General features: G+C 53.1%; 21 protein-coding genes and 3 tRNA genes. 15 read left to right on the top strand and 9 right to left on the bottom strand.

What is annotated here, in order from left to right; translation table 11 throughout:
- Positions 1 to 2: 2 nt before the first annotated feature.
- Complete coding sequence (gene tldD, locus C1N64_RS00900) at positions 3 to 1,448, top strand: metalloprotease TldD (RefSeq protein ID WP_006120972.1); 1,446 nt, start codon at positions 3 to 5, stop codon at positions 1,446 to 1,448.
- A gap of 180 nt (positions 1,449 to 1,628) precedes the next feature.
- On the opposite strand, the gene aaeR is transcribed toward tldD, so the two are convergent.
- Entirely contained in the window at positions 1,629 to 2,546 is a 918-nt protein-coding gene (gene aaeR, locus C1N64_RS00895; RefSeq protein WP_058702692.1) for an HTH-type transcriptional activator AaeR, read from the bottom strand.
- Between the two features lie 229 nt (positions 2,547 to 2,775).
- Here aaeR and aaeX point away from each other — a divergent pair, with 229 nt between their 5' ends.
- The 6 genes from aaeX (at position 2,776) to C1N64_RS00865 (ending at position 8,900) form a co-directional block, all read left to right on the top strand.
- Complete coding sequence (aaeX, locus tag C1N64_RS00890) at positions 2,776 to 2,979, top strand: p-hydroxybenzoic acid efflux pump operon protein AaeX (protein ID WP_006120970.1); 204 nt, start codon at positions 2,776 to 2,778, stop codon at positions 2,977 to 2,979.
- 7 nt (positions 2,980 to 2,986) lie between these two features.
- On the top strand, positions 2,987 to 3,919 hold the full coding sequence (gene aaeA / locus C1N64_RS00885) for a p-hydroxybenzoic acid efflux pump subunit AaeA (protein ID WP_033740058.1): 933 nt from the start codon (positions 2,987 to 2,989) through the stop codon (positions 3,917 to 3,919).
- A 9-nt stretch (positions 3,920 to 3,928) separates the two neighbouring features.
- Positions 3,929 to 5,881 carry a p-hydroxybenzoic acid efflux pump subunit AaeB gene (aaeB, locus tag C1N64_RS00880; RefSeq protein ID WP_394515191.1) on the top strand — a complete coding sequence of 651 codons (1,953 nt, stop codon included), beginning with the start codon at positions 3,929 to 3,931 and terminating at the stop codon, positions 5,879 to 5,881.
- Positions 5,882 to 5,994: 113 nt separating this feature from the next.
- Positions 5,995 to 7,449, top strand: a complete 1,455-nt coding sequence (locus tag C1N64_RS00875) for an NAD-dependent succinate-semialdehyde dehydrogenase (RefSeq protein WP_033740056.1) — start codon at positions 5,995 to 5,997, stop codon at positions 7,447 to 7,449.
- Positions 7,450 to 7,504: 55 nt separating this feature from the next.
- Positions 7,505 to 7,789 carry a barstar family protein gene (locus C1N64_RS00870; RefSeq protein WP_033740055.1) on the top strand — a complete coding sequence of 95 codons (285 nt, stop codon included), beginning with the start codon at positions 7,505 to 7,507 and terminating at the stop codon, positions 7,787 to 7,789.
- 142 nt (positions 7,790 to 7,931) lie between these two features.
- On the top strand, positions 7,932 to 8,900 hold the full coding sequence (locus C1N64_RS00865; RefSeq protein WP_058702691.1) for an Rpn family recombination-promoting nuclease/putative transposase: 969 nt from the start codon (positions 7,932 to 7,934) through the stop codon (positions 8,898 to 8,900).
- A 205-nt stretch (positions 8,901 to 9,105) separates the two neighbouring features.
- Here C1N64_RS00865 and yhcN (C1N64_RS00860) read toward each other — a convergent pair whose 3' ends face one another.
- From yhcN (C1N64_RS00860) to argR, 4 genes are all read right to left on the bottom strand, one after another.
- Entirely contained in the window at positions 9,106 to 9,369 is a 264-nt protein-coding gene (yhcN, locus tag C1N64_RS00860) for a peroxide/acid stress response protein YhcN (RefSeq protein ID WP_367143598.1), read from the bottom strand.
- Positions 9,370 to 9,463: 94 nt separating this feature from the next.
- Complete coding sequence (locus tag C1N64_RS00855; RefSeq protein WP_006120964.1) at positions 9,464 to 9,736, bottom strand: YdgH/BhsA/McbA-like domain containing protein; 273 nt, start codon at positions 9,734 to 9,736, stop codon at positions 9,464 to 9,466.
- 73 nt (positions 9,737 to 9,809) lie between these two features.
- Positions 9,810 to 10,073, bottom strand: a complete 264-nt coding sequence (gene yhcN, locus C1N64_RS00850; protein WP_039341751.1) for a peroxide/acid stress response protein YhcN — start codon at positions 10,071 to 10,073, stop codon at positions 9,810 to 9,812.
- A gap of 485 nt (positions 10,074 to 10,558) precedes the next feature.
- A complete protein-coding gene (gene argR / locus C1N64_RS00845) occupies positions 10,559 to 11,029 on the bottom strand; it encodes a transcriptional regulator ArgR (RefSeq protein WP_006120962.1) in 471 nt (156 codons plus the stop codon).
- Between the two features lie 536 nt (positions 11,030 to 11,565).
- Here argR and mdh point away from each other — a divergent pair.
- Positions 11,566 to 12,504: a malate dehydrogenase gene (gene mdh, locus C1N64_RS00840; RefSeq protein ID WP_006120961.1), complete on the top strand. Its 939-nt coding sequence runs from the start codon at positions 11,566 to 11,568 to the stop codon at positions 12,502 to 12,504.
- A 137-nt stretch (positions 12,505 to 12,641) separates the two neighbouring features.
- Here mdh and mscM read toward each other — a convergent pair whose 3' ends face one another.
- The 3 genes from mscM to rsgA all read right to left on the bottom strand — a co-directional run bounded on the left by mscM (position 12,642) and on the right by rsgA (position 18,030).
- Positions 12,642 to 15,980, bottom strand: coding sequence for a miniconductance mechanosensitive channel MscM (mscM, locus tag C1N64_RS00835; RefSeq protein ID WP_006120960.1), 3,339 nt, complete (start codon positions 15,978 to 15,980; stop codon positions 12,642 to 12,644).
- Positions 15,981 to 15,991: 11 nt separating this feature from the next.
- Entirely contained in the window at positions 15,992 to 16,888 is an 897-nt protein-coding gene (gene asd, locus C1N64_RS00830) for an archaetidylserine decarboxylase (protein WP_033740050.1), read from the bottom strand.
- A gap of 92 nt (positions 16,889 to 16,980) precedes the next feature.
- A complete protein-coding gene (gene rsgA / locus C1N64_RS00825) occupies positions 16,981 to 18,030 on the bottom strand; it encodes a small ribosomal subunit biogenesis GTPase RsgA (RefSeq protein ID WP_054633010.1) in 1,050 nt (349 codons plus the stop codon).
- Positions 18,031 to 18,129: 99 nt separating this feature from the next.
- On the opposite strand from rsgA, the gene orn reads away from it, so the two are divergent.
- From orn to C1N64_RS00805, 4 genes are all read left to right on the top strand, one after another.
- Positions 18,130 to 18,678: an oligoribonuclease gene (gene orn, locus C1N64_RS00820; protein WP_006120954.1), complete on the top strand. Its 549-nt coding sequence runs from the start codon at positions 18,130 to 18,132 to the stop codon at positions 18,676 to 18,678.
- A gap of 153 nt (positions 18,679 to 18,831) precedes the next feature.
- Positions 18,832 to 18,907 (top strand) — tRNA-Gly (locus C1N64_RS00815).
- Between the two features lie 26 nt (positions 18,908 to 18,933).
- Positions 18,934 to 19,009, top strand: a tRNA-Gly gene (locus tag C1N64_RS00810).
- A 26-nt stretch (positions 19,010 to 19,035) separates the two neighbouring features.
- Positions 19,036 to 19,111: transfer RNA gene (locus tag C1N64_RS00805), tRNA-Gly, on the top strand.
- A gap of 342 nt (positions 19,112 to 19,453) precedes the next feature.
- On the opposite strand, the gene queG is transcribed toward C1N64_RS00805, so the two are convergent.
- A complete protein-coding gene (queG, locus tag C1N64_RS00800) occupies positions 19,454 to 20,593 on the bottom strand; it encodes a tRNA epoxyqueuosine(34) reductase QueG (protein ID WP_033740044.1) in 1,140 nt (379 codons plus the stop codon).
- Here queG and nnr point away from each other — a divergent pair.
- From nnr to amiB, 3 genes are read left to right on the top strand one after another with little or no spacing between them, the layout of a single operon-like run.
- The gene (gene nnr / locus C1N64_RS00795; protein WP_058702690.1) at positions 20,592 to 22,112 is read left to right on the top strand and encodes a bifunctional ADP-dependent NAD(P)H-hydrate dehydratase/NAD(P)H-hydrate epimerase; all 1,521 of its coding nucleotides are present in this window, start codon (positions 20,592 to 20,594) and stop codon (positions 22,110 to 22,112) included. The two genes, queG and nnr, sit on opposite strands and share 2 nt — an antisense overlap.
- The gene (gene tsaE / locus C1N64_RS00790; RefSeq protein ID WP_033740042.1) at positions 22,109 to 22,585 is read left to right on the top strand and encodes a tRNA (adenosine(37)-N6)-threonylcarbamoyltransferase complex ATPase subunit type 1 TsaE; all 477 of its coding nucleotides are present in this window, start codon (positions 22,109 to 22,111) and stop codon (positions 22,583 to 22,585) included. The genes nnr and tsaE overlap by 4 nt, the downstream gene beginning before the upstream one ends.
- A complete protein-coding gene (gene amiB / locus C1N64_RS00785) occupies positions 22,582 to 24,258 on the top strand; it encodes an N-acetylmuramoyl-L-alanine amidase AmiB (protein ID WP_006120946.1) in 1,677 nt (558 codons plus the stop codon). Before tsaE ends, amiB begins: the two co-directional genes overlap by 4 nt.
- Positions 24,259 to 24,293: the final 35 nt, after the last annotated feature.

Here is a 24,293-nt window from a genome sequence, read left to right as displayed (position 1 = left end):
CGATGACTCTGAATCTGGTAAGTGAGCAGTTGCTAACTGCTAACAACATTAATCAGCAGGACCTTTTTTCCCTGTTAGGGCAGCTTTCAGAACGTCGTCTGGACTATGCCGATCTTTATTTTCAGTCCAGCTTCCACGAATCCTGGGTTCTGGAAGATAAAATCATTAAAGATGGTTCCTACCATATCGATCAGGGCGTGGGTGTCCGCGCCGTCAGCGGCGAAAAAACCGGCTTCGCCTATGCCGATCAGATCACAATGAATGCCCTGCGTCTGTCATCAGAAGCGGCCCGCAGCATCGTACGCGAGCAGGGGAATGGCAAGGCGCACACGCTGTCAGCCGTCGTCAACCGCGCGCTCTATGCGCCTGTCGATCCGCTTGGCAGCCTCAGCCGTGAAGACAAAATCGCCCTGTTACATCGTGTTGACCAGGTTGCGCGGGCTGCTGACCCACGGGTTCAGGAAGTGAATGCCAGCCTGACCGGCGTATATGAGCAGGTCCTGGTGGCGGCAACCGATGGTACCCTGGCCGCCGATGTGCGTCCGCTGGTGCGTCTGTCCATCAGCGTTCAGGTGGAAGATCAGGGCAAACGCGAACGGGGTACCAGCGGTGGCGGTGCGCGTACTGGTTACGCGTTTTTCCTCGCTGATGAAAATGGCGATGTGCGCGCTGATGCCTGGGCACGCGAAGCGGTACGCATGGCACTGGTCAATCTTTCCGCAGTGGCTGCGCCTGCAGGCGCTTTACCGGTGGTGCTGGGGGCGGGCTGGCCAGGCGTGCTGCTGCATGAAGCGGTAGGTCATGGTCTGGAAGGCGACTTCAATCGCCGTGGAACCTCCGTTTTTAGCGGTAAGATGGGCCAACTGGTGGCGTCTGACCTCTGTACGGTGGTTGATGATGGCACGATCGAGGGATTACGCGGTTCACTGGCTATTGACGATGAAGGCGTACCCGGACAGTACAACGTACTGATTGAAAATGGCGTATTGAAAGGCTACATGCAGGACAAGCTGAATGCCCGGCTGATGGGCGTGAATCCTACCGGAAACGGTCGTCGCGAATCTTATGCGCACCTGCCAATGCCTCGTATGACCAACACCTACATGCTGGCGGGTAAATCGACGCCGCAGGACATTATTGAAAGTGTGGAATACGGGTTGTATGCGCCTAATTTTGGTGGCGGCCAGGTCGATATTACGTCGGGTAAATTTGTGTTCTCCACGTCCGAAGCCTATCTGATTGAGAAAGGCAAAGTCACCAAACCGGTAAAAGGGGCGACATTGATCGGCTCCGGTATTGAGGCAATGCAGCAAATCTCTATGGTTGGCAACGATCTGGCGCTCGATAAAGGCGTTGGCGTGTGCGGTAAAGAAGGCCAGAGTCTGCCGGTTGGCGTGGGCCAGCCTACGCTCAAGCTGGACAAGCTGACTATCGGCGGCACCGCCTGATTAGCCTGACAAACCCGCCTGCTGGCGGGTTTTTTTAGTGCGCTACTATTACATCCTGAAGGCGCCACATTCAGTAAACGCTGGCGCGATTTTCCTGTCTCTGCCGTAAATGAGGCCTGTTTAAAGTCCTGTCCCGCACCTTTGTGATGCCCTGTTGAGTACCTTGCTAAAGGCGAAGGGCTATGTCTTTCGGTGCTGCTTGTACTGCTCGGCAACCTGTTCAAAGTAGTGCGTCAGGTAGTCGATACAGACCTGAACTTTCAGCGGCAGCTTGTCTTTTTCGGTGTATAACGCATAAACCGGACGCGGGTCGGATTGATAGTGTGGGAATAAAATATCGATCTCTCCGCTCTTGATCTCATCTGCCACCCACATCATCGGGACATAGGCGATGCCGTTGCCTGCCTTAAGCCAGCGAATTAACGTCTGGGAGTCATTGGTGACGAAACGCCCCTGAGGTGACAAACGAGTCACAAGGCCTTCGGGTGCAATCAATTCAAAATTGTTGTCGGGGCGAACGCTGTATTCCAGCCAGGCGAATTTTGTAATGTCTGCCGGTTTTTCGGGTGTTCCATGCTGCGCCAGGTAGGGTTTAGCGGCACACACCACCATGGGCATTGCCCCCAGCCTGCGTGAAAACAGACTGGAATCTTTCAATGCGCCCACCCGAATAACCACGTCCAGGCCATCGGCGATTAAATCGGGGGCAGGAATGCCGGTGACAAGATTGACACTCAGGCCGGGATAGTCACGCAACATATCACTGGTCATGCCGGCCAGGACGTTCTGCGCCATCGTGGAGGAACTGCCAATCCGTAACACCCCGACAGGCGTATTATTAAACGCATATAACTGCTCATGTACCTGGCTGGCTTCAGCCAGCATGCGGCGGCAACCCTGATAGTAAATTTTCCCCGCTTCGGTCAGGCCGATGCTGCGTGTGCTGCGATTGAGTAACTTAACCTGAAGGGCATCTTCCAGCCTGGCGATTATCTGGCTGATGGATGACACGCTGAGATGAAGCTGTCGTGCGGCCGCCGTGAAAGAACCTAATTCAACCACTTTGGCAAATATCGACATACCTTTAAGTCGTTCCATTGTTTACTCTGGCTAAAAAGTGATTTAGATCACATTCAGTAGAAAACGTATAGTTAAGCGCGTTACTATAAGCGTACCGGGGTATCACCTGGCGACGCTTCATTACCTGAAAACACCCGATGATACGCTATTATTAAGCCAGCCGTAGTTCAGATGTGGCTTAGGGCGCAGGCTTTTGCGTCGATCAAGGCGGTGGACTATCCCGGCCGTGTCGAACTAAGGATTTTTAATGAGTGTACTTCCGGTCTTTGTCATGTTTGGGCTCTCTTTTCCGCCCATTTTTATCGAACTCATCGTTTCACTTATGCTGTTTTGGCTGGTGAAACGCGTGCTGACGCCCAGTGGTATTTACGATCTTGTCTGGCACCCGGCACTCTTCAATACAGCTCTCTACTGCTGTGTATTTTATTTAGTATCCCGTTTATTCGTTTGAGGTTTACGTGAACACGCTTATAAGAAAAATCGCGCGTTACGCGATCACCATCCTGCTGGTCATCATCGCCGTTATCATCATATTCCGTGCCTGGGTGTTCTACACCGAATCGCCCTGGACGCGTGACGCCAGATTTGCAGCCGACGTGGTGGCCATTTCTCCTGATGTCACGGGGTTAATTACGGATGTGCCGGTTCATGACAACCAGCTCGTTAAAAAAGGCGATACGCTGTTTGTTGTCGATCGTCCCCGCTATCAAAAGGCGCTGGATGAAGCCCAGGCGGACGTAGAATATTACCAGGCGCTGGTGAATGAAAAACGCCGTGAGGCCGGACGTCGTAACCAACTCGGCACCTCTGCGATGTCGCGTGAAGCCATCGAGCAATCCAATAACGATTTGCAAACCACAGAACACCAGCTGGCGAAATCTGTTGCGACCCGCGATCTGGCGAAAATTGATCTGGAACGGACCACGATTAAGGCACCGTCAGACGGCTGGGTGACGAACCTGAATGTTTACCAGGGTGAATTCATTACGCGCGGCTCGGTTGCGGTCGCCCTGGTGCAGCAGCACTCCTTTTATGTGCTGGCCTATCTGGAAGAGACCAAACTGCACGGCGTCAGACCGGGCTTTCGGGCAGAGATCACGCCATTGGGCAGCAACATCACCTTACGTGGCACCGTGGACAGCATTGCGGCAGGCGTAACCAACAGCAGTAGCAGTGTTGACAGCAAGGGGATGGCAACCGTTCAGTCTAATCTGGAATGGGTTCGCCTGGCTCAGCGCGTACCGGTCCGCATCCGACTTGATCAGCAGCCCGGTAATCAGTTCCCTGCCGGCACGACGGCGACCGTGGTGATTACTGGCGCGGAGGATCGTCCGCACCAGGCGGTTTCACCCATGATGTCCTTCTTTAACCGCCTGCGTGAGTTTGGTTAAGAGGGCGATATGATCGAATTTCTGCGTTTCCCGATAAAGCTGACCTTTGCGCTGGTGGCAGCGTTGATGATCGGCTTTCATCTCAACCTTGAAACACCGCGCTGGGCCGTGATGACCGCCGGGATTGTTGCAGGGGGAACGGCGTTTGCGGCAGGAGGCGATCCCTACTCTGGCGCATTACGCTATCGCGGTCTTCTGCGTATTATCGGTACTTTAATTGGCTGTGTTGCCGCTCTGGTTATCATGATTGCCACTGTGCGAGCGCCAGTGGTCATGCTGTTGCTGTGCTGTATCTGGGCCGGTTTTTGCGTATGGCTTTCGTCACTGATTAAAGTCGAAAATTCCTATGCGCTCGGTCTCGCGGGCTATACCGCATTAATTATCGTGGTCACGGCAAACGCCAGCAGCGGCCTTACGCTGGTTCCGCAATATGCGGTGGAACGCTGTAGCGAAATTATCCTGGGCATCCTTTGCGCCATTCTGGCAGACATGATTTTTTCCCCGCGCTCCATTAAAAAAGTGATTGATGCCGAGGTGACGTCGCTGCTGGTGGCCCATTACCGGTTGCTGCAACTGTGTGTGGCACATCAGGACAAAGAGGAAGTCGATAAAGCGTGGAGTGCGCTGGTACGACGCACAACCGCGCTGAGCAGTATGCGTAGCCAGTTAATGATGGAATCGTCACGCTGGCAAAATACCAGCCGCCGTCTGCAGATGCTAAACACGCTATCGCTGACGCTGATTACACAGGCGGCGGAAACGTTTTTGATTCAGAACTCACGTCCTGAGTACATTCCCACGCAGTATCGCGTGCTGACGGAAAAAGAGGCCACGACGCCAGAAGATGTGCATAAACGTCTGAAAACGATGCGGCGACTCATGGCTGCCAGCAGTAAAACCGTGCCGGAAACGTTGGGGAGTTGGATGAGTGCCGCAACGGAATACCAGCTGTTGATTCATGGTGTGAAGAGTAATAGTCGTATTACCGATCTGGAAGCGCGCATTCTCCAGCGAGAAGTCGTGATTCAGGCGCGTTCGGCAGAAACCCACCATGCGATGATAAATGGTATTCGTACGTTTGTGGCGACGGCACTGGGCTCATTATTCTGGCTCTATACCGGCTGGACTTCAGGTAGTGGCTGTATGGTCATGCTTGGCGTGATTACAGCCCTGGCGATGCGCATGCCTAATCCGCTCATGATGGCGAAAGACTTCGTTTATGGCATGACGGTCGCGATACCGCTGGGGGCGCTTTATTTTATGTACATCTTGCCCAATACGCAGCAAAGCGCTCTGCTGCTGTGCATTGCCATCGGTTTACTGGGCTTTATTTCAGGCATTCTCATTCAACGCCGCCAGATTGGTACGCTGGGCGCGATGGCCGGTACGATTAACGTCCTGGTGCTGGATAATCCGATGCAGTTCAACTTTACGGTTTTTATCGATAACGCACTGGGGCAGTGGATCGGGAGTTTTCTTGCCTTAATGGTGATTCTGCTGATCCGTGATAAATCGAAAGCGCGAACAGGACGTAAATTGCTTAACCGCTTTATGTATGCTGCGGTGTCGGCAATGACAACCAATAAGGCGCGCCGGCGTGAAAACCATTTGCCAGCATTGTACCAGCAGCTCTTCTTATTGCTTAACCTGTTTCCCGGCGACATCGACAAATACCGCATCGCCCTGACGTTGATCATTGGACATCAACGATTGCGTGCGGCAGACGTGCCGATTAATGCGGAGCTTTCCGCCTTCCACCGCCAGTTACGGCACACGGCCGATCGTATCATTGCCGTCCGTAGTGATGAGAAGCGCCGTTATTATTTCCAACGCTTGCTGCGCGAGCTGGATGTCTATCAGGAAAAGCTGGCCCTTTATGATGCACCGGACAGTGTTACCGAGCCGGTGAAACGGCTGTCTGAGATGCTTTCAAAGTATCAAAATACGCTCGTCCAAATCTGAATTTGGGCCGTCAGCCATGCTGGCGGCCCTTTCACTTTCCTTCCTTCCCCGACCTGTCATTTTTGCCATCTATACTTTCCTGAAGTAAAAACAAACTGACAGGAGTAACGCAGATGCCTTCTTCACTGCAAGACAGCGAACTGTTCCAGACCGGCTATTTAGTCAACGGGCAGTGGCTGAGGACGACGTCGACTTTTGACGTAACCAATCCTGCAACGGGGGACGTTGTTGCTCAGGTGGCGAAAGCCGGTAAAAAGGAAACCGAAGACGCGATTAAGGCTGCACAAGACGCCTTTCCCGCCTGGCGGGCGCAGACGGCTAAAGCGCGTTCAGCGCTGCTTTACCGCTGGTATACGTTAATCATTGAAAACAAACGCTGGCTTGCTGAGCTCATGACAACGGAGCAGGGCAAACCGCTTAAAGAAGCGGAAGGCGAGGTTGAGTACGCCGCCAGTTTCATCCAGTGGTTTGCCGAGCAGGCCAAACGAGCCAATGGTGAAATCATTCCGCCTGCTAAAGCGGGATCACGTATCCTGGCCACGCGGGAACCCGTTGGTGTTGTAGCGGCGATCACCCCGTGGAACTTCCCGATGGCCATGTTGACCCGTAAGTTAGGTCCGGCGTTGGCAGCTGGATGTACAGGGATCATCAAGCCTGCCAACAATACGCCGCTTTCTGCGTTTGCCTTGCTGGCTTTGGCAAAGAAAGCCGGTATCCCGGACGGCGTGCTTAACGGCGTGGCAGGGGATACGCATGCTATCAGCGATGCGATTATGGCGAGCAACGCCGTACGTAAAATCTCGTTCACCGGTTCGACGGCGGTGGGCAAAACGTTGATGCGCAATGCGGCCGAGACCATGAAAAAAGTGTCGATGGAGTTGGGGGGCAACGCGCCCTATATCGTGTTTGAGGATGCGGATATCGATGCTGCCGTTCAGGGCGCTATCGCCAATAAATTCCGTAACGCGGGCCAGGTGTGCGTCAGCGTAAACCGTTTTTTTGTTCACAATGCGATCTATGAGCGTTTCACAACCCAACTGGCAGATGAGGTCAATAAACTCAAAGTGGGTAACGGTATGGAAAGCGGCGTCATTGTCGGACCGTTAATTGAGCGTTCGGCGTTAGAAAAAGTGGAAGAACATGTTAACGATGCGGTTGCCCAGGGTGGCAAGGTGCTCGCGGGCGGTAAGCGACATGCGCTGGGCGGCAATTTCTGGCAGCCTACGGTCATCGTCGATGCGCATGAAGGCATGAAGCTGGCTCAGGAAGAAACATTTGGCCCGGTTGCGGCGTGCTTCCGGTTTGATGATGAAGACGAGGTTATTCGTCGGGCGAACCAAACCGAATACGGGCTGGCGGCGTATTTCTATACGCAGAATCTGCAACGCGTCTTCCGCGTTTCCTCGGCGCTGGAAAGTGGGATGATAGGCATCAATGAGTGTGCCGTCTCGACAGAGCTGGCCCCCTTCGGCGGAGTGAAAGCGTCGGGACTGGGCCGGGAAGGATCGGTGCTGGGAATGGAAGAGTACCTTGAGGTCAAAGCGCTGCACCTTGGCGGTTTAAGTTAAACGGCTATCTGGGCGGCACCGGGCCGCCCAGCGACGAATAACAGGAGTCACCTGTATGAGAGTCGAGCGTTTTGATTTTAATGAGATTGTCGATCAGGCCCATTTCTTCCGGCAGTTCTGTGAACGCTTTTCCCTGAAAGCGCGCTATATCTGCGATTTGGATGGATTGTGGGATGTGATTGTCTGCAGAGGGCTACCTTTGCCCATCAAAATAGAGTTTGTGAACCTGGGGCAGGGACAGAAGCGGCGCTACGGTGCCTTGATTCTGCTGTTCGACGAGGCGGAGGAGGAACTGGAAGGGCAACTGCAGTTTAACGTGCTCTCATCTTCAACACGCTAAGGTCGGCTGTGATCATCAGGCTTAATGCCTTGTCCGCGTAAGTAAACATTATTTCTCGAGCATCCTCGCAACGTTAATGCTTGCTGACGCCTCGCTTTTTCTGGTCGTGATACTCTGCCCGCCAATCATCAGGACAGGTCACATGAAAAGTAAAAGAGGCACGCCCACGCCACATGATGCGACTTTCCGGCAATTTTTGTCCCAGCCTACGATTGCCCGTGATTTTATGGAACTGCACCTTCCCGCAGCGCTGCTCGCCCTGTGCGATCTGAATACATTAAAACTGGAATCGGGTGCTTTTGTGGAGGAGGATCTGCGGCAATATTTCAGCGATATGCTGTATAGCATGAAAACTACAAGCAGAGAGGATGGCTACATCCATGTCTTAATCGAACACCAGTCATCACCGGATAAGCATATGGCGTTCAGACTGATGCGCTATGCCATTGCGGCAATGCAGCGGCATCTTGACGCAGGGAACAAACGGCTACCGTTAGTCATCCCGGTTCTGTTCTATAGCGGCAAACGTAGCCCGTATCCTTACAGTACCCGCTGGCTTGATGAGTTTGCAATGCCCGTGCTCGCCAGTGAACTGTATGGCAACGCTTTTCCGCTGGTGGACGTGACGGTTATTCCGGATGAGGACATTATCGGTCACCGCAGCATGGCGGCTTTAACATTGCTGCAAAAGCATATACATCAAAGAGAGTTGACAGAACTCATCGATAAGCTGGCCCCCGTCTTACTGGCTGGATATCTCTCTTCATCGCAAGTGATATCGTTGGTACACTATCTCTTGCAGGCAGGCGAAACAGCCGACGCCGACATTTTCGTCAGGACGCTGGCACAGCGAGTACCGCAACATGAGGATGCATTGATGACTATTGCACAGCAGCTTGAGCAGAAAGGCATTGAAAAGGGTATTCAGCAAGGTTTAAAAGAAGGAATTCAGCTCGGTGAGCAACGTGGACTGGAGAAAGGACGCAGCGAGGGAGAGCGTGCGGCCGCGCTGAAGATCGCACGCACGATGCTGCAAAATGGTTTGCATCCCCGTGTTGTCGCCGAGATGACAGCACTCTCTGATGACGACTTAGCGCAACTCTGTCATTAAATACGTCACCCATTTCGCGTCAGAGCACCTCATGCGAAAGCCAGTTCCTTTCTTTTAACGCGCCTGAGTGTTGTGCCGCTGGCACGATCGTTAGCCGATGTCCGTTTTCCTGCGCCTTACGGCTGTCAGGTTCTGCCTCGCCGTTTCAGACAGAAAAAAGCCCCGGCGATCGGGGCTAAAGGGTTCGTCATGAACAGACGAGGAACTATTTATAAAGCTGTGCGGTGAGGTGATAGCTGTCACCGGTATTTGCTTCAATGATTTTGTAAGCGCTTGCGCCTTGCTCATCAGCTTTTTGAGACAGCTGAGCACGATAATCAATCGGAGAGCCTGCTACACCGCTGATGCTTACGGTTCCGGCAGGTTGTAAGTTCTGTGCTTGTTCGGCGGTCACCAGCTGTGCAGCGGAAGCGCCGAATGTCATAGCAGAAAGAAGACTTACTGTTGCGATGGTTACTTTGATGTTCATGTTTATTTCCTCATAACTGTCAACAACCTACGGAGTCAAAACATAGAGCGGGTTGTCGATTAATTTCAGATACGGCACGATTGCCGTCGATGCATTACTTATAAAGTTCAGCGGTAACGTGGAACGTATCGTCGCGATTATTTTCAATGACGCGATAGTGACCCGCACCCTGGGCATCTGCCTTTTGAGACAGAACCTGGCGAACATTCGTCTGATCGCCGTCGATGCCGCTGACGGTGATGGTTTGATTCAGAGGCTGCAGGTTCATCTCCTGCGCCTGTTGATTTGTTACCGGGCTGGCGGCATGGGCACCAAAGGACAGGAGCGAAGCCAAACTCAGGGCGGCAAAGGTTAATGTGGTTTTCATTACTCTTCTCCAGCAATGTTAATTAACCAGTGATCATGTGGTCTCATCTGGTTACCTGTCAGTTCAAACGCTTTTATTTGTACAACTCAGCGGTGGCGTGATAGTTGCCATCGTTGTAAGCCTCGATAACACGAAAAGCTTTAGCGCCGTGTTGATCCGCTTTCTCACTCAGTTGCTGTCTGATATCTGATGGCGCACCGGCGACACCACTAACGCTCACAGTGCCGACAGAGTGCAGATTCTGAGCATCCGCAGCAGAAACATATTCAGCTGCAGATGCACCAAATGACAGGGCAGAGAGAATGCTTAAAGCAGCGATGGTAGTTTTAATTTTCATGAAAGATGTCCTCGTCGTGGCTGTTCTTCTTTTTTATTAGTGTGATTCACATCACGAAAGTAAGTATAGGACTAATAACGGCAGAAATTAATATCTGCCTAATAATGTTTTGTAGTCATACTTTAACCTTATGGGATTTTTTTATAACTAAACGTTATTAAAAGCGGTTAAAAAACGGCCTTTGGCAGGTAATTACTTATAAAAACAGTAAGATGCGCAACTTTAACTTTTGGTGCGGAAATTTATGGTCGATCAGGCTGCTTGTGAACACAACCTCAAAGGATAGCACCATCGATGAGGTGTAGAGCAGTATAAAATATCGTGGAAAAGTAGTCAGGATAAAGGGTATGACCAATAGTACAAGGTAAATAGCGGCAATGAGATAGGCTCAACTCGTTGATAATAGAGCGTTTAAACAGAAGAGAACACAAGGAGGGACGCGCTGCAGATCAACCGGCAGATGCGCTGCCGGTCAGAGATAAAGGCTAAAGTTCTTGTTCAAACAATACCAGAATAGCATCGTGCAGTTGCCTGACAGTAAAGGCGCGTGCTGGCGTGATAAAAATGGTGTCGTCTCCTGCAATCGTGCCCAGGATGCCTTCGGACTTACCTAATGAGTCAAGTAAACGCGCAATTAACTGTGCGGCACCCGGGCTGGTATGAATCACGACCAGAGCATCGTTATAGTCAATATCAAGCACCAGATTCTTCAGAGGACTGGTGGTAGTCGGCACGCCCAGTTCCGCAGGTAAACAGTAAACCATTTCCATTTTGGCATTGCGGGTGCGCACCGCGCCAAATTTCGTCAGCATACGAGAAACTTTTGACTGATTAATGTTCTCGAAGCCGTCTTCCTGAAGCGCCTGAACAATCTCGCCCTGAGAGCTGAATTTTTCTTCTTTTAATAATGCCTTGAAGGCTTTAATCAGATCGTCTTGTTTCGATGGGTTTCGCATAATTTACCAGTATACGTAAGACAAACCGCGAACCAGGCCGCAGCAAAGACATTATTATGCATATAAATGAATTTTTATGCAATCGGTTGTTAATTGTACTGCGAGGTCATCATCGCGGGCGGCGATAATAGCAAAGAATCTCCTCAGACCAAAACCCAGCTCACAGCCTGAAAAGGCAAAGGTTGCAAAGGTGTTATATTATTGATGAGGTAAGAAAATAAAAATGTACATTGCCGATCTCTTTCTGCGGATAATACGGTTGCCAGTTCACGGGTATAATGTTTACAGCCTGTTAGTGAGAATGATGCCTTCATCATTTGTTACTAAAGTAAGCCTGAACCGGGAATTGCCTGACTCGCGTGAGTAACCTGGCGAGTAAGGGACAGGAAGATGATGTGTCATTTTTTATCCGGCGCTTCTGTATTGAAGCAGGTAGAGCAGGCACCGGACAAACGTCATCCACTGAGCCGTTGGTTACGCTCTGATACAGATGGAATATCGGATCTTCTCTGCCCCACCTTAATAAGGAGTTATGAATGAAAGTTGCCGTTCTCGGTGCCGCGGGTGGCATAGGCCAGGCGCTCGCACTTCTACTCAAAACCCAGCTTCCAGCAGGTTCAGAACTGTCTCTTTACGATATCGCGCCTGTCACGCCGGGCGTGGCAGTAGATCTCAGCCATATTCCCACCGCAGTAAAGGTGCAGGGGTTCAGCGGTGAGGATGCCAAACCAGCCCTGAAAGGGGCCGACGTTGTGCTTATTTCCGCGGGTGTGGCACGCAAACCGGGCATGGATCGTGCGGATCTCTTTAATGTTAACGCCGGCATCGTCAGCAACCTGATCGAGCAGGTGGCGACTACCGCCCCTAAGGCGCTGATTGGTGTCATTACCAACCCTGTTAATACGACCGTGGCGATTGCGGCGGAAGTGCTCAAAAAACACGGCGTCTACGATAAGAATCGTCTGTTCGGTGTCACTACGTTGGACATCATCCGTGCAAACACCTTCGTTGCGGAGCTTAAAGGTAAACAACCTGGCGAAGTTGAAGTGCCTGTCGTCGGTGGGCATTCCGGTGTGACCATCCTGCCATTGTTGTCTCAGGTGCCGGGCGTCAGCTTCAGTGAGCAGGAAGTGGCTGACCTGACCAAACGTATCCAGAATGCGGGTACTGAGGTCGTTGAGGCCAAGGCCGGTGGCGGCTCTGCTACATTGTCTATGGGCCAGGCAGCTGCCCGTTTTGGATTATCGCTGGTGCGTGCATTGAATGGCGAAGCGAACGTAGTGGAATGTGCTTATGTTGAAGGTGAAGGAAAGTATGCCCGCTTCTTCTCTCAACCGCTGCTGCTGGGCAAGAATGGGGTTGCTGAGCGCAAGCCCATCGGCGCATTAAGTCCGTTTGAACAGCAGGCACTGGAAGGCATGCTTGAAACGCTGAAAAAAGATATCGCGCAGGGCGAAGCCTTTGTGAAGCAATAAAGCGTTTCAGACAACATAACGCCCGGTTCGACCGGGCGTTTTTTATTGCGTTCTGATACCTAACCTGAACAAGATTACGCGCTGTCTCGCTGCGCACCAATCCGCTCTTAACCGGCCCGTTACGGCAATTTTTATTCTCAGAGCCCACCTGAGCGGAACGTTCGGGTGGTCGATGCGCTATTACCTGTCGGCGTTTTTCGGCTCAGCGCTTCTACACGCATCTGGAACGGCGGGAACGGCATTTCAATGCCATGCTCTGCAAAGCCATGTAAAATAAGCTGATGCAGTTCATGGCGAAGCGGCATTCGATGGCCCATTTCCGCCGCATGCACGCGCAGTTCAAACAACTGAATTCCCTGCTGTAAATCCACCAGGAACACTTCAGGTGGCGGTGTATCCAGCACATAGCTGCAGCGCTCTGCCGCCTGTTTAAGCAGGGTAGTGACTTCTTCACTGCTAACGGTTGCGGGGGCAGGGATGGTCAGCACCACACGCGTGACGGAATCGGAAAGCGACCAGTTAACAAACTGCTCAGTAATGAACGCCTTATTGGGCACGATAATCTCTTTGCGATCCCAGTCAGTGATCGTGGTTGCGCGGGTATTGATGCGCGTAATGCTGCCGGTAAGGTCGCGGATGGTCACGGTATCACCGATACGAATCGGTTTTTCAAACAGGATAATCAGGCCGGAAATAAAGTTCGCGAAAATCTCCTGCAGACCAAATCCCAGCCCGACGCCCAGACCGGTAACCAGCCATTGTAGTTTTGACCACTCAATGCCAATGAGTGAGAAGCCCAGCAAGCCACCGATCAGCAACAGCACATATTTTGTCAGCGTGGTGATGGCATAACCGGTGCCCGGTGACAAATCAAGATGCTGCAGTAACGCAAGCTCAAGCAGAGCCGGCATATTGCGCACCAGTTGTGTGGTAATCACGAATACCAGAATGGCAATCAGGACGGCACCCAGCGTAATAGGTTGAATGCTTTCGACGCCCTGAACGGAGGTATTCACGTCCCACAGACGAATATTTTCAAGGAAACCAAATGCAGAGTGGATTTCTGACCACAGGACGATGACCGATACCAGCGCGATAAGTGTCAAAATGGAGCGTACCAGACGCAGCGACTGGGCACTGATGGCGTCCAGGTCGATAACAGGCTCTTCAATTTCAATTACGTCAGTATTTTGTGCGGCCTGATCTTTCTCCTCTTCGTTGCGCGCACGGTTGGCGAGCATATCGGCACGGCGTTGGCGTGCGCGATCAAAGCCCAGCCTGCGTCGCTGAATCAGCATCCAGCGGCGAATGATGTGGTAAATCACCAGCAGGAAAAACCAGATCGCCACAGAGGTTTCCAGACGGGCGAGCAGCGCCTGCGCGGTTTCAAGATAGCCCGTCATTGACGCAAGGGCGGCTACCAGTGGAATAGCGATCATTAGATTCCACAGCAGGCGGTTAATCATATTCTCGCCGCTGCCCTCTTTATCGAGATAAAGCGGTATGCCTGCACGCTTCAGGCTTACCGTCACAATACTGAGCGCGCCACAGATCAAAATAAAGCACAGCCGCCCCAGGGTGGCGGAGAACAGGCGATCGTCAAGGTTATCGAAGGTAATCAGCAACATGATCAGCGGCACGATCAGGCCAATACTCAACGAGTAATAGCGCATCGCGCGTGCAACACGCACCTGAGGCCAGCGGAAATGCACGATGAACAGGCCGTTCGGGCGCGCAAACTGTGCGCTGACCATAAAGATCCACAGCAAAGGTAAGGTGGCGGTGATGCCGTCGCCTATCGCCACGGCGACAGGATAGGGCCAGGCATTTTGCAGGCCGTATCCCAGCGTAGCCCAGAGTACCGGCAGCGGCAGCGCCACCAGAATCGACCAGAACACGGTACGGATTGTCAGGCGAAAACGATCCTGCGTCACCTTACCGACTTTACTGGCTGAGCGTTCAAGAAAAGCATTGAAGTGACGACGGGTACTGAGACTGAAGCCGACCAGCAGCACCGCACCGAGAATAGGTAATACAGTGCTGCGGCTGGTAAACATCATGGCCAGCGCTTTACCGAGCTGCCCCAGTGTGTCCAGCGTCAGCAGGTGAGACAGGCCGTTAGCCACATCAAGGGGATAACTCAACGAAATCGGGCTGACATCGGCCGTCCAGAACAGGTAGCGGTGCGTCGCGTCTTTAACTTCGGTTAGCGCATCCTGTAGCTGCGTGTTCGCCACTTTCAGCTTGGTGATTTCCAGAATCAGCGTATCGCAGCCCGAAATCAACGAGTTAAGCAGTTCGCGTTGCGTTTTAAGCTGCGCATCCAGAATCCGCTTTTGTTCGCTGGTAAAAGGCTGTCCGTCGGGCTGATGGGCCTTACGCAATACGTTTTGCTGTTCGAGCAAATCCTCATAATGCAGTCGCTGAACACGAAGCTGGGCCATCTCATTGTCGATCTGCTGAGACTTCGGCATGTCAGGTAATCGTGCGACCTGCGCGCGAAGAGCATCACCGAGAAGACTGGATGCGCCCAGCCATTGAGATTGTTCCCGTAACGTGGACAGTGCCTGGCGGACCTGAATGATTTGATTGGTAGCGAGGCGTTGTTGTGAGGCCACCAGGTCCATTCGCTGCGCCTGCTGATTTAGTGCGCCAGATAACTCACGGTTAACGTGAAATTGTTTACTGATCGCTGGCGGCAGATCACCGCTGTTTTCCGCCAGCTGTTCTGTCCGGGCCAGTGCAGTTTCTGCCTCGCGCTGACGTTGCTCATTAAGTTGATTACGCAGCGCCTGGAGATAATTATCGAGCTGGGTGACCTTACGCTGGTGGACTTCGGCGCGCATGCGCGCCAGTTCCTGACGGTTATTTGCCGACAGCTGCGCCAGCTCAAACTCATCCACCCGGGCCTTATTCGCGGCATTTTCTGCCTGACGGGCCATCAGCTGTGCCTGGCCGGCTGGCGTGGCAGGGCTGCCCGCGCTCTGCAGACGTCGCTCGCTCTCCGTCAGCGCCCGACGTGCTTCCGTTTGCTGCTGCGGCAGTTGTGACAGGGAATCGCTGATCTCGCGGGCCCGATCCTGCTCCTGTTGAGCCTGGCGTCCTTCCTCAATCAGCTGACTGCTGATTTGCAGAATCTCTTGTTCCAGCTCGGCACTGCTCATTGTGCTGCGTACCGTCTTCACACTGTCGTTGAGTGAGGCGATTTGCTGTCTCAGCTCGCGTGCCAGACGCGGAAAATCATCAATGACCTGTTGATACTGCTGCGCGCGCTCAACGGCATCATCACGTTCAGAAAGGGCCGCCAGTGCAGCTTCAAGCGACTGAATCTGATCGGTTTGCGAAGTGGCGTTTTTAGCGGACTTGACTTCTTCCAGCTGTTGTCTGAGCTGGCTGGCATCTGGCAGGCTGGCGGCAAACGTAGTACTGCTGAGCCCCAGGCTCAGCAGCAAACAGAGGAACGCGCGTACGAACACAGGGCTTACTCTTATTCGACAGCGTCAGACGGTGCGGTGGCCAGAGGCAGGGCGACCGCCATAGGTTGTCCCATCCGGACTTTGCTTTCGGCCTCAAGGCTTTCTGCCAGCCTGACACGGCCAGGCGCAAACAGGTTAATCACGGTCGAGCCCAGCTTGAAGCGGCCCATTTCCTGGCCTTTAAGCAGAACAACGGCACCGTCGTGGTCGGCGGCCGGATAGTGCCAGCGTTTGATAATGCCTTCGCGTGGTGGCGTGACCGTGCCAGCCCAAACGGTTTCAATGCTCCCGACGATAGTCGCGCCCACCAGGATCTGTACCATCGGTCCCATATCGGTCTCGAAGTAACAAATGACCCGTTCGTTACGGGCAAACAGGTTAGGGATGTTGCGTGCGGTCAGAGGATTCACTGAGTAAAGATCGCCTGGCACGTAAATCATTTCACGCAGGATGCCGTTGCACGGCATATGGACGCGGTGATAATCACGCGGTGCCAGATACGTCGTGATAAATTCACCCTCACGAAACAACGCGGCCAGTTGCTCGTTCCCTGCCAGCAGCGCGTCGATCGTATAGTAGTGGCCTTTTGCCTGGAAAATCTGGTCGCCTTCGATATGTCCAAGTTGACTGATGGCACCGTCCGCAGGCAGCGCGATCAGGCTCGCATCCGGATCCACAGGGCGCGCCTCATCCTTTAACGGGCGGACGAAGAAATCGTTGAAGGTGCGGTAACTGGCGGTATCCGGTTTACGTGCTTCAGTCATATCGACTTTGTAAAACCAGACGAAGCCGTCAATCACCAGCTTTGTCAGCCAGCCGCCGCGACGGCTTGCGCCCCAGCCAGCAAGTTCAGTCAGCCATTTTTTGGGGAGAATGTGGTTCAAGCCAAGTTTAAAACGATCAAACACCCTAGCCTCCTGGCTATCTTTTATAACATTGACAAAATGGGGGCGGATTGTAGCAGCGCCCCGGTCAGATGGCGACTACGCTGTTACTGGCCTTAATCTTCACTCTCAGCAAAGTTTTTCCGGACTTTCACCTGCGCCATACTGTCCAGAATGCGGTGATAGTTGTCAAAGCGGGATGCGTCGATTTTTCCTTGCTCAACGGCTTCACGGATGGCACAGCCAGGGTCCGAGCCATGTTTGCAGTCACGGAACTTGCATTCGCCTAAAAACTCACGGAATTCGACAAATCCCCGGGTGATTTGTTCCGGCTCCAGATGCCATAAACCGAACTCACGAACGCCGGGCGAATCGATCACATCGCCGCCGTCGGGGAAATGATAAAGCCGGGATGCTGTCGTCGTATGCTGACCCAGACCCGACACGTCGGACACGTCATTGGTCAGAATGGCCGTATCTTGCTGTTGATCAAAGCCGAGCAGGGCATTCAACAGGCTCGACTTGCCGACGCCGGACTGTCCCGCAAAGATACTTATCCGGTCAATCAATGCCGCCTGCAATTCACTCAGACCGGCTTTCTCATGGCTGGAGACCATTAAGACCCGATAACCAATCTTGCGATAGATCGCCATTTGCTCATCGACAAACGCGCGGGCTTTATCATCCAGCAGGTCGATTTTATTGAGCACCAGCAGCGGCTCGATATCCAGCGTTTCACTGGCGACCAGATAGCGGTCAATTATGTTCAGGGAGAGCTCGGGCAAAATGGCCGACACGATAATAATCTGATCGATGTTCGCGGCAATAGGTTTAACGCCGTCGTAAAAATCAGGACGTGTCAGTACGCTGGTGCGCTCATGCACCGCTTCAACAATGCCTTTGCCGCCGTTGAGGGCAGGGCGCCAGACCACACGATCGCCCGTCACCAGTGAACGAATCGTCCTGCGAATATTGCAGCGATGCGTAATGCCCGCACTGTCTTCGACATCGGCATGCATGCCAAATCGGCTGACCACAATGCCCTCAGCATCTTCACCAAATAAATTATCGTCCGCTTCCGGGCGCGTTTTGCGCTGATTTAAACGACGATCGTGGTTAGCGCTTACGCGGCGTTGTTGACCTTTCGACAGTTTATTTTTACTCACTCACCCTCACCGGTTTAGCTGGATTTCGCCACAGGGGCAAAACGTCTATGATACACCTTATTGATGACGAATGACGACTCAGCAACCACAGGTAATAGCATGGCCACTGGAAACGAAAATAATTTAATCTGGATTGATTTGGAAATGACCGGGCTCGATCCGGAACGCGATCGTATCATTGAGATTGCCACTCTGGTGACTGATGCAGATCTGAATATTCTGGCGGAGGGGCCGGTGATGGCGGTTCATCAGTCTGATGAACAACTGAGCCTGATGGATGACTGGAACGTCCGTACTCATACTAACAGTGGACTGGTTGCGCGCGTTAAGGCCAGCCAGACAGATGACCGTGCTGCTGAAAAGGCAACGATCGAATTTCTGAAACAGTGGGTGCCAGCCAATACCTCGCCGATCTGCGGCAACAGTATCGGCCAGGATCGCCGTTTTTTGTTTAAGTACATGCCGGAGCTGGAAGCCTACTTCCATTATCGCTATCTGGATGTCAGCACACTGAAAGAACTGGCTCGCCGCTGGAAGCCAGACATCCTGCCAGGCTTCAAAAAGACGGGTTCGCACCAGGCACTGGACGATATTCGTGAGTCTGTTGCCGAGCTTGCTTATTACCGTCAACACTTTTTGCAGCTTTAACCAGCAAAGGGTGCACAGGAAATCGCCATGTTGCTGCAATAATCAGCAAACGCGTTAAAAGCGCAAAATTTTGTTGTCAGCATCTTGCAGCAGCAGCGATTTCTCGTATAATGCGCACCCCGTACCGGTGAAGAATTTATGACGGTACAAGGCGCGGGAATAGCTCAGTTGGTAGAGCACGACCTTGCCAAGGTCGGGGTCGCGAGTTCGAGTCTCGTTTCCCGCTCCAAATGATGTTTAGCAGTATCCTACTATGCGGGAATAGCTCAGTTGGTAGAGCACGACCTTGCCAAGGTCGGGGTCGCGAGTTCGAGTCTCGTTTCCCGCTCCAAAATGTGTTTTGCAGTGCCCTTCTATGCGGGAATAGCTCAGTTGGTAGAGCACGACCTTGCCAAGGTCGGGGTCGCGAGTTCGAGTCTCGTTTCCCGCTCCAGATTTATCGTCACGTTTTTGTTAACAGCCTGTCAGGCTGGCAGCAGTATCAACGACAATTCAGTCCAGTTATCCACAGCCGTTATCGCGTTGTCTGTGCCGTTTTCGCCCTTCTGAAATTTTGTTTTAAACAGAGTTATCCACAGGTTTGTGAATTAAGCCAGACGGTAGACGCATTTGCAAAATAACACAAATTTTATTTAAATTGCTGATTTTTAATGAAATAATAATATTTCATTATGTTATTCTTTTCTGTCAGTTGTGTTATTACGATTGAATGACAACGCGTTTTTATTTTTATTCACAGGATGTGGAAATCCGCGCCTTCTGGACAGTTGCGCAATCAGGCATCACGTGGTAATCCCTTTTCAATGACTCTCACCAGCCGTTTTTGCTGCGCGGGTTGAACATCGATCGCCAGCGCTTTTCGCTTATGTAACTGTTGCGTGATAGCCCACTCAATATGTTCGTCCAGCAGATCGCTTTCGCCACGTCGTTGCTCAAGGACGCTAAGGATCTCTGTATGCCAGGGTGCATTGCCCAGCGCGACGGCAATATTACGGGACCAGCGCTGATAACCAATGCGCCGAATAGGGGACCCTTCAGTAATGCGCAGGAATTTAGCTTCATCCCACTGAAACAGCGCGGTTAACTCTGGGGCATGCAGCGCGGCGCGGGGCGAAAAATCGGCTTCGTCAGTCAGCTGCCCATAGCGATTCCAGGGGCAAATCAACTGACAGTCGTCACAGCCATAAATCCGGTTTCCCATGAGCGGCCGAAACTCCTCCGGTATAGCTCCTTCGAGTTCGATCGTCAGGTAGGAAATGCAACGTCGCGCATCGACGGTATAGGGCTCAACAATCGCGCCCGTCGGGCAAATGGTCATGCAGGCAACGCAGCGCCCACACTGTTCTTCCTGCGGCGTATCGATGGGAAGGGGCAGATCGATCAGCAGTTCACCCAGAAAAAACCACGAACCGGCTTCACGATTCAGGATCAGCGAATGTTTACCGGTCCAGCCCAGTCCGGCTTTAGCCGCCAGCGGGCGTTCAAGCAGCGGCGCAGAATCCACAAACGGGCGAAACTGGCTTTCGCCACAGTGCGTCTGGATCATTTCTCCAAGCTTTTTCAGGCGATTGCGCAATACTTTGTGGTAATCGCGGCCCAGCGCGTAACGGCTGACATAACCCAACTGTGGGTTTTTCAGCGTGCTGGCAAACGCGGCTTTCGCGGGCAAGTAGTTCATGCGAACGCTGATCACCCTCAGCGTGCCGGGTAGCAGTTCATGCGGACGTGCGCGCATCATTCCATGGCGGGCCATCCATTCCATTTCGCCATGGTACTGCTTATCCAGCCAGGCTTGCAGGCGCGGTTCTTCTGCGCTGAGATCGGTATCGGTAATACCGACCTGCTGAAAGCCCAGATCGCGTCCCCACTGCTTAATGTGTTGAGCGAGTTGATCAAGATCCAGAGGGTATGACATGACTAACCAGAATCCGAAGAGAAACCGCGGCAGTTTACCACACTCTGTCTGGCCTGCGCAGGCGCTGAAACAACTTGAGCGCGAGGGGGCAGATGAGCTGGGCATTACGCTCTACGAGCTGATGTTACGTGCAGGTCAGGCGGTATATGAACATATTATGGCGCACTGGCCAGAAGCTCAGCACTGGCTGGTGTTGTGCGGTCACGGCAACAACGGAGGCGATGGCTATGTTGTCGCCCGGTTGGCTCAGGCTGCAGGTAAACAGGTGACGTTGCTGGCGTGCGATGGCAGTAAACCTTTACCCGACGAAGCGCGTACTGCGCGAGACGGATGGCTTGAATCGGGCGGCGAAATTCACGCGCCCGACGCCGCCTGGCCTGAAAACGTCGACGTGATCGTAGACGCGTTGTTAGGCACTGGCGTTTCACGGGCGCCGGTTGAGCCTTTATCCACCCTGATTGCACAGATCAATGAGCATAGCGCGCCGGTCGTGGCCATCGATATGCCATCCGGCCTGTCGGCAGAAAACGGCACGACGCCGGGTGAGGCGACAGAAGCCACGCATACGGTGAGCGTGATCGCGTTAAAACCCGGACAGCTCACCGGTAAAGCACGGGATTGTGTCGGACAACTTTATTTCGCCGGTCTGGGTTTACACGACTTTCTGGCAGCACAGCAGCCCCCCATGGCCCGATACGATGCACACAGTTTACGCCAGTGGCTTAAGCCGCGTAAGGCGACCTCCCATAAAGGCGATCAGGGCCGCCTGCTGATTATTGGTGGGGACAGTGGAACCGCGGGCGCTATTCGGATGTCTGCGGAAGCAGCGCTACGCACCGGTAGCGGCTTGGTGCGAGTACTTACTCACAAGGATAATATTGCACCCATTCTTACCGCGCGCCCGGAAGTGATGGTGGACGAGCTGACGGATACGCGCCTGGATGACGGCATCGCCTGGGCGGATGTCATTGCGATTGGACCGGGGCTGGGACAGCGTGAATGGGGCCAGAATGCACTGGAGAAGGTTAAAAGCGCTGAAAAGCCGATGCTTTGGGATGCTGATGCGCTTAACTTGCTGGCAATAAAGGCAGAGAAACGTCAGAATCGCATTATAACGCCGCATCCAGGCGAAGCGGCTCGCTTGCTGGGTGTTAAAACCAGCGAAATTGAAAGTGACCGCTTACATGCTGCACAGGAACTGGTGAAACGCTATGGTGGTGTCGTGGTCTTAAAAGGCGCCGGCACCATTATTGCCAGTGAAAGTGGTCAGATGGCTTTTGCCGATGTGGGTAATGCAGGAATGGCATCGGGTGGTATGGGTGATGTGCTCACCGGTATTATTGCCTCGTTGATGGGACAAAAATTGGCGCTGTTTGATGCTGCCTGCGCAGGTTGTGTCGCTCACGGTGCTGCCGCTGATAAGCGAGCGGCACTATGGGGCACGCGCGGTATGCTGGCATCAGACTTATTTGATCTGCTGTGGCAGTTTGTTAATCCAGAGATGAATCAAGAAGCATGAAGAGCTGTGTTATACCTTTGCCCACTGAGGCGGCAACACTCGACCTGGGTGCTCAACTGGCGCATGCCTGTGGCAAGGCGGCGGTTATCTATCTTTACGGCGACCTCGGTGCGGGAAAAACCACATTCAGCCGCGGTTTCTTACAGGCATCCGGCCACGTGGGCAATGTGAAAAGTCCGACCTATACGCTGGTTGAGCCGTATGTTCTGGACGGGCGTGCTGTCTATCATTTTGATCTTTATCGCCTTGCCGATCCGGAAGAACTCGAGTTCATGGGGATTCGTGATTACTTCACCAATGACGCGATTTGTCTGGTGGAGTGGCCGCAACAGGGTGCCGGTATTTTGCCTTCCCCGGATATCGCCTTAACGCTGCGTTATGTCAATGAGGCACGCGAGGCCGAACTGGTGGCACATTCCGAGCAGGGACAGCGCTGGGTGACGCAGATCGAACAAGGCAGGGCACCGGCATGATGTCATGGATGAAAACAGTTATCGTGGCAGGATTGCTACTGGTTGCGGGTCCGCTGTTTGCCGCTAATTTATCGGACATTCAGGTATCAAATGGCGGGAATCAGGCGACAGTAACGCTCAGTTTTTCTGGCCAGCCGGTTTATGCCTATTTTCCCCTACATAATCCCGACCGGGTTGTTCTGGATATCCGTCAAAGTGGCGTGATTAAAGGGCTACCCTTAACGTTTAGCGGCGATAACATCGTAAAGCGCATTCGTACCAGCACGCCAAAAGATAAACAAAGTATCCGGCTGGTTTTTGAGCTAACGCAGTCGGGAAAAACCCGCGCAGTGACACAGCGCAATGGCAGCAATTACAGCGTTGTCTTTACTATTCAGGGTAAGCATCCCGCCGTTACGCGCAGCGCACCTGCTGCCGTGGCAGAATCCCAGCCCACCCGAACGCGACAACGCAATGCCAGCAATCCGTTCAATGCGAATCCGGTCACTACGGTAACCAATACCAATAGCACGGCCGTACCGGGTGGCACGTCCAGCCGCAACGATACGGTGATTGTCGCCATTGATGCGGGACATGGCGGTCAGGATCCCGGCGCAATTGGGCAGCACGGCCTGAAAGAGAAAAACGTCACTATTGCGATTGCGCGTAAATTGAAAGTGCTTTTAAACAATGATCCGATGTTTAAAGGTGTATTGACGCGTGATGGCGACTACTTTATTTCAGTGATGGGCCGGTCAGACGTGGCGCGTAAAGCGAATGCCAACGTGCTGGTCTCTATCCATGCGGATGCTGCCCCCAGCCATGCGGCCACAGGTGCCTCGGTCTGGGTCTTGTCTAACCGTCGTGCAAACAGTGAGATGGCGAACTGGCTGGAGCAAAAAGAGAAACAGTCTGAACTCCTGGGCGGGGCTGGCGATTTACTGGCCAACAGCCAGGCCGATCCTTATCTGAGCCAGGCGGTGCTTGATCTCCAGTTTGGTCACTCGCAGCGCGTCGGATATGACATTGCGGTGAAAGTCATCCAACAGTTGCGCGGTGTGACGTCGTTACACAAACGTTTACCGGAGCATGCCAGCCTTGGCGTGTTGCGTTCGCCGGATATTCCGTCGCTTCTGGTGGAAACCGGATTTATCAGTAATGCCTCGGAGGAGCGACTGCTCGGCAGTAGCGCACACCAGGATAAGATTGCACAGTCAATATATAAAGGACTGCGCGCTTATTTCCTGGCGCACCCGCTACAATCGGTCCCAAAGGAGGAAAACCGGCCGCTGGGCTCGTCGCCAGCGGTCAGCGTAGCCAGTAATCCGGCTACCGGTGAGACGCAGTATACGGGCGCTGTGCAGCGGCATACCGTGACACGTGGAGAGACGCTGTCCGGTATTGCAGCAAAATATGGCGTAAGTATGGCAACGTTACGGCAGATGAATACCCTGAAGCGCGATGTCGTCTGGGTGGGACAGCGACTGAAAGTGCCTGCCAGCGCGGTAGCCAGCAGGACAACGCCAGCTGCAACGACTCCCCGTCGCCCGATCCGACATAAGGTGGTTCGTGGTGATTCACTGAGCAGCATCGCCGCCCATTACGGTGTCAGCCCGAAATCGATTCTTCAGGCGAATAACCTGAAATCAACCAACGTGATGTTGGGTCAAAACCTGAAAATCCCTGCATCCTGATTGTGGGCCCGGCCAGCAGGCCGGGCAACCAGCTA

The sequence above is a fragment of the Pantoea sp. SGAir0215 genome, assembly GCF_043543215.1.
The sequence above is the reverse complement of the archived record's forward strand: the minus strand, read 5'-3'. Positions and strand labels throughout refer to the sequence as shown.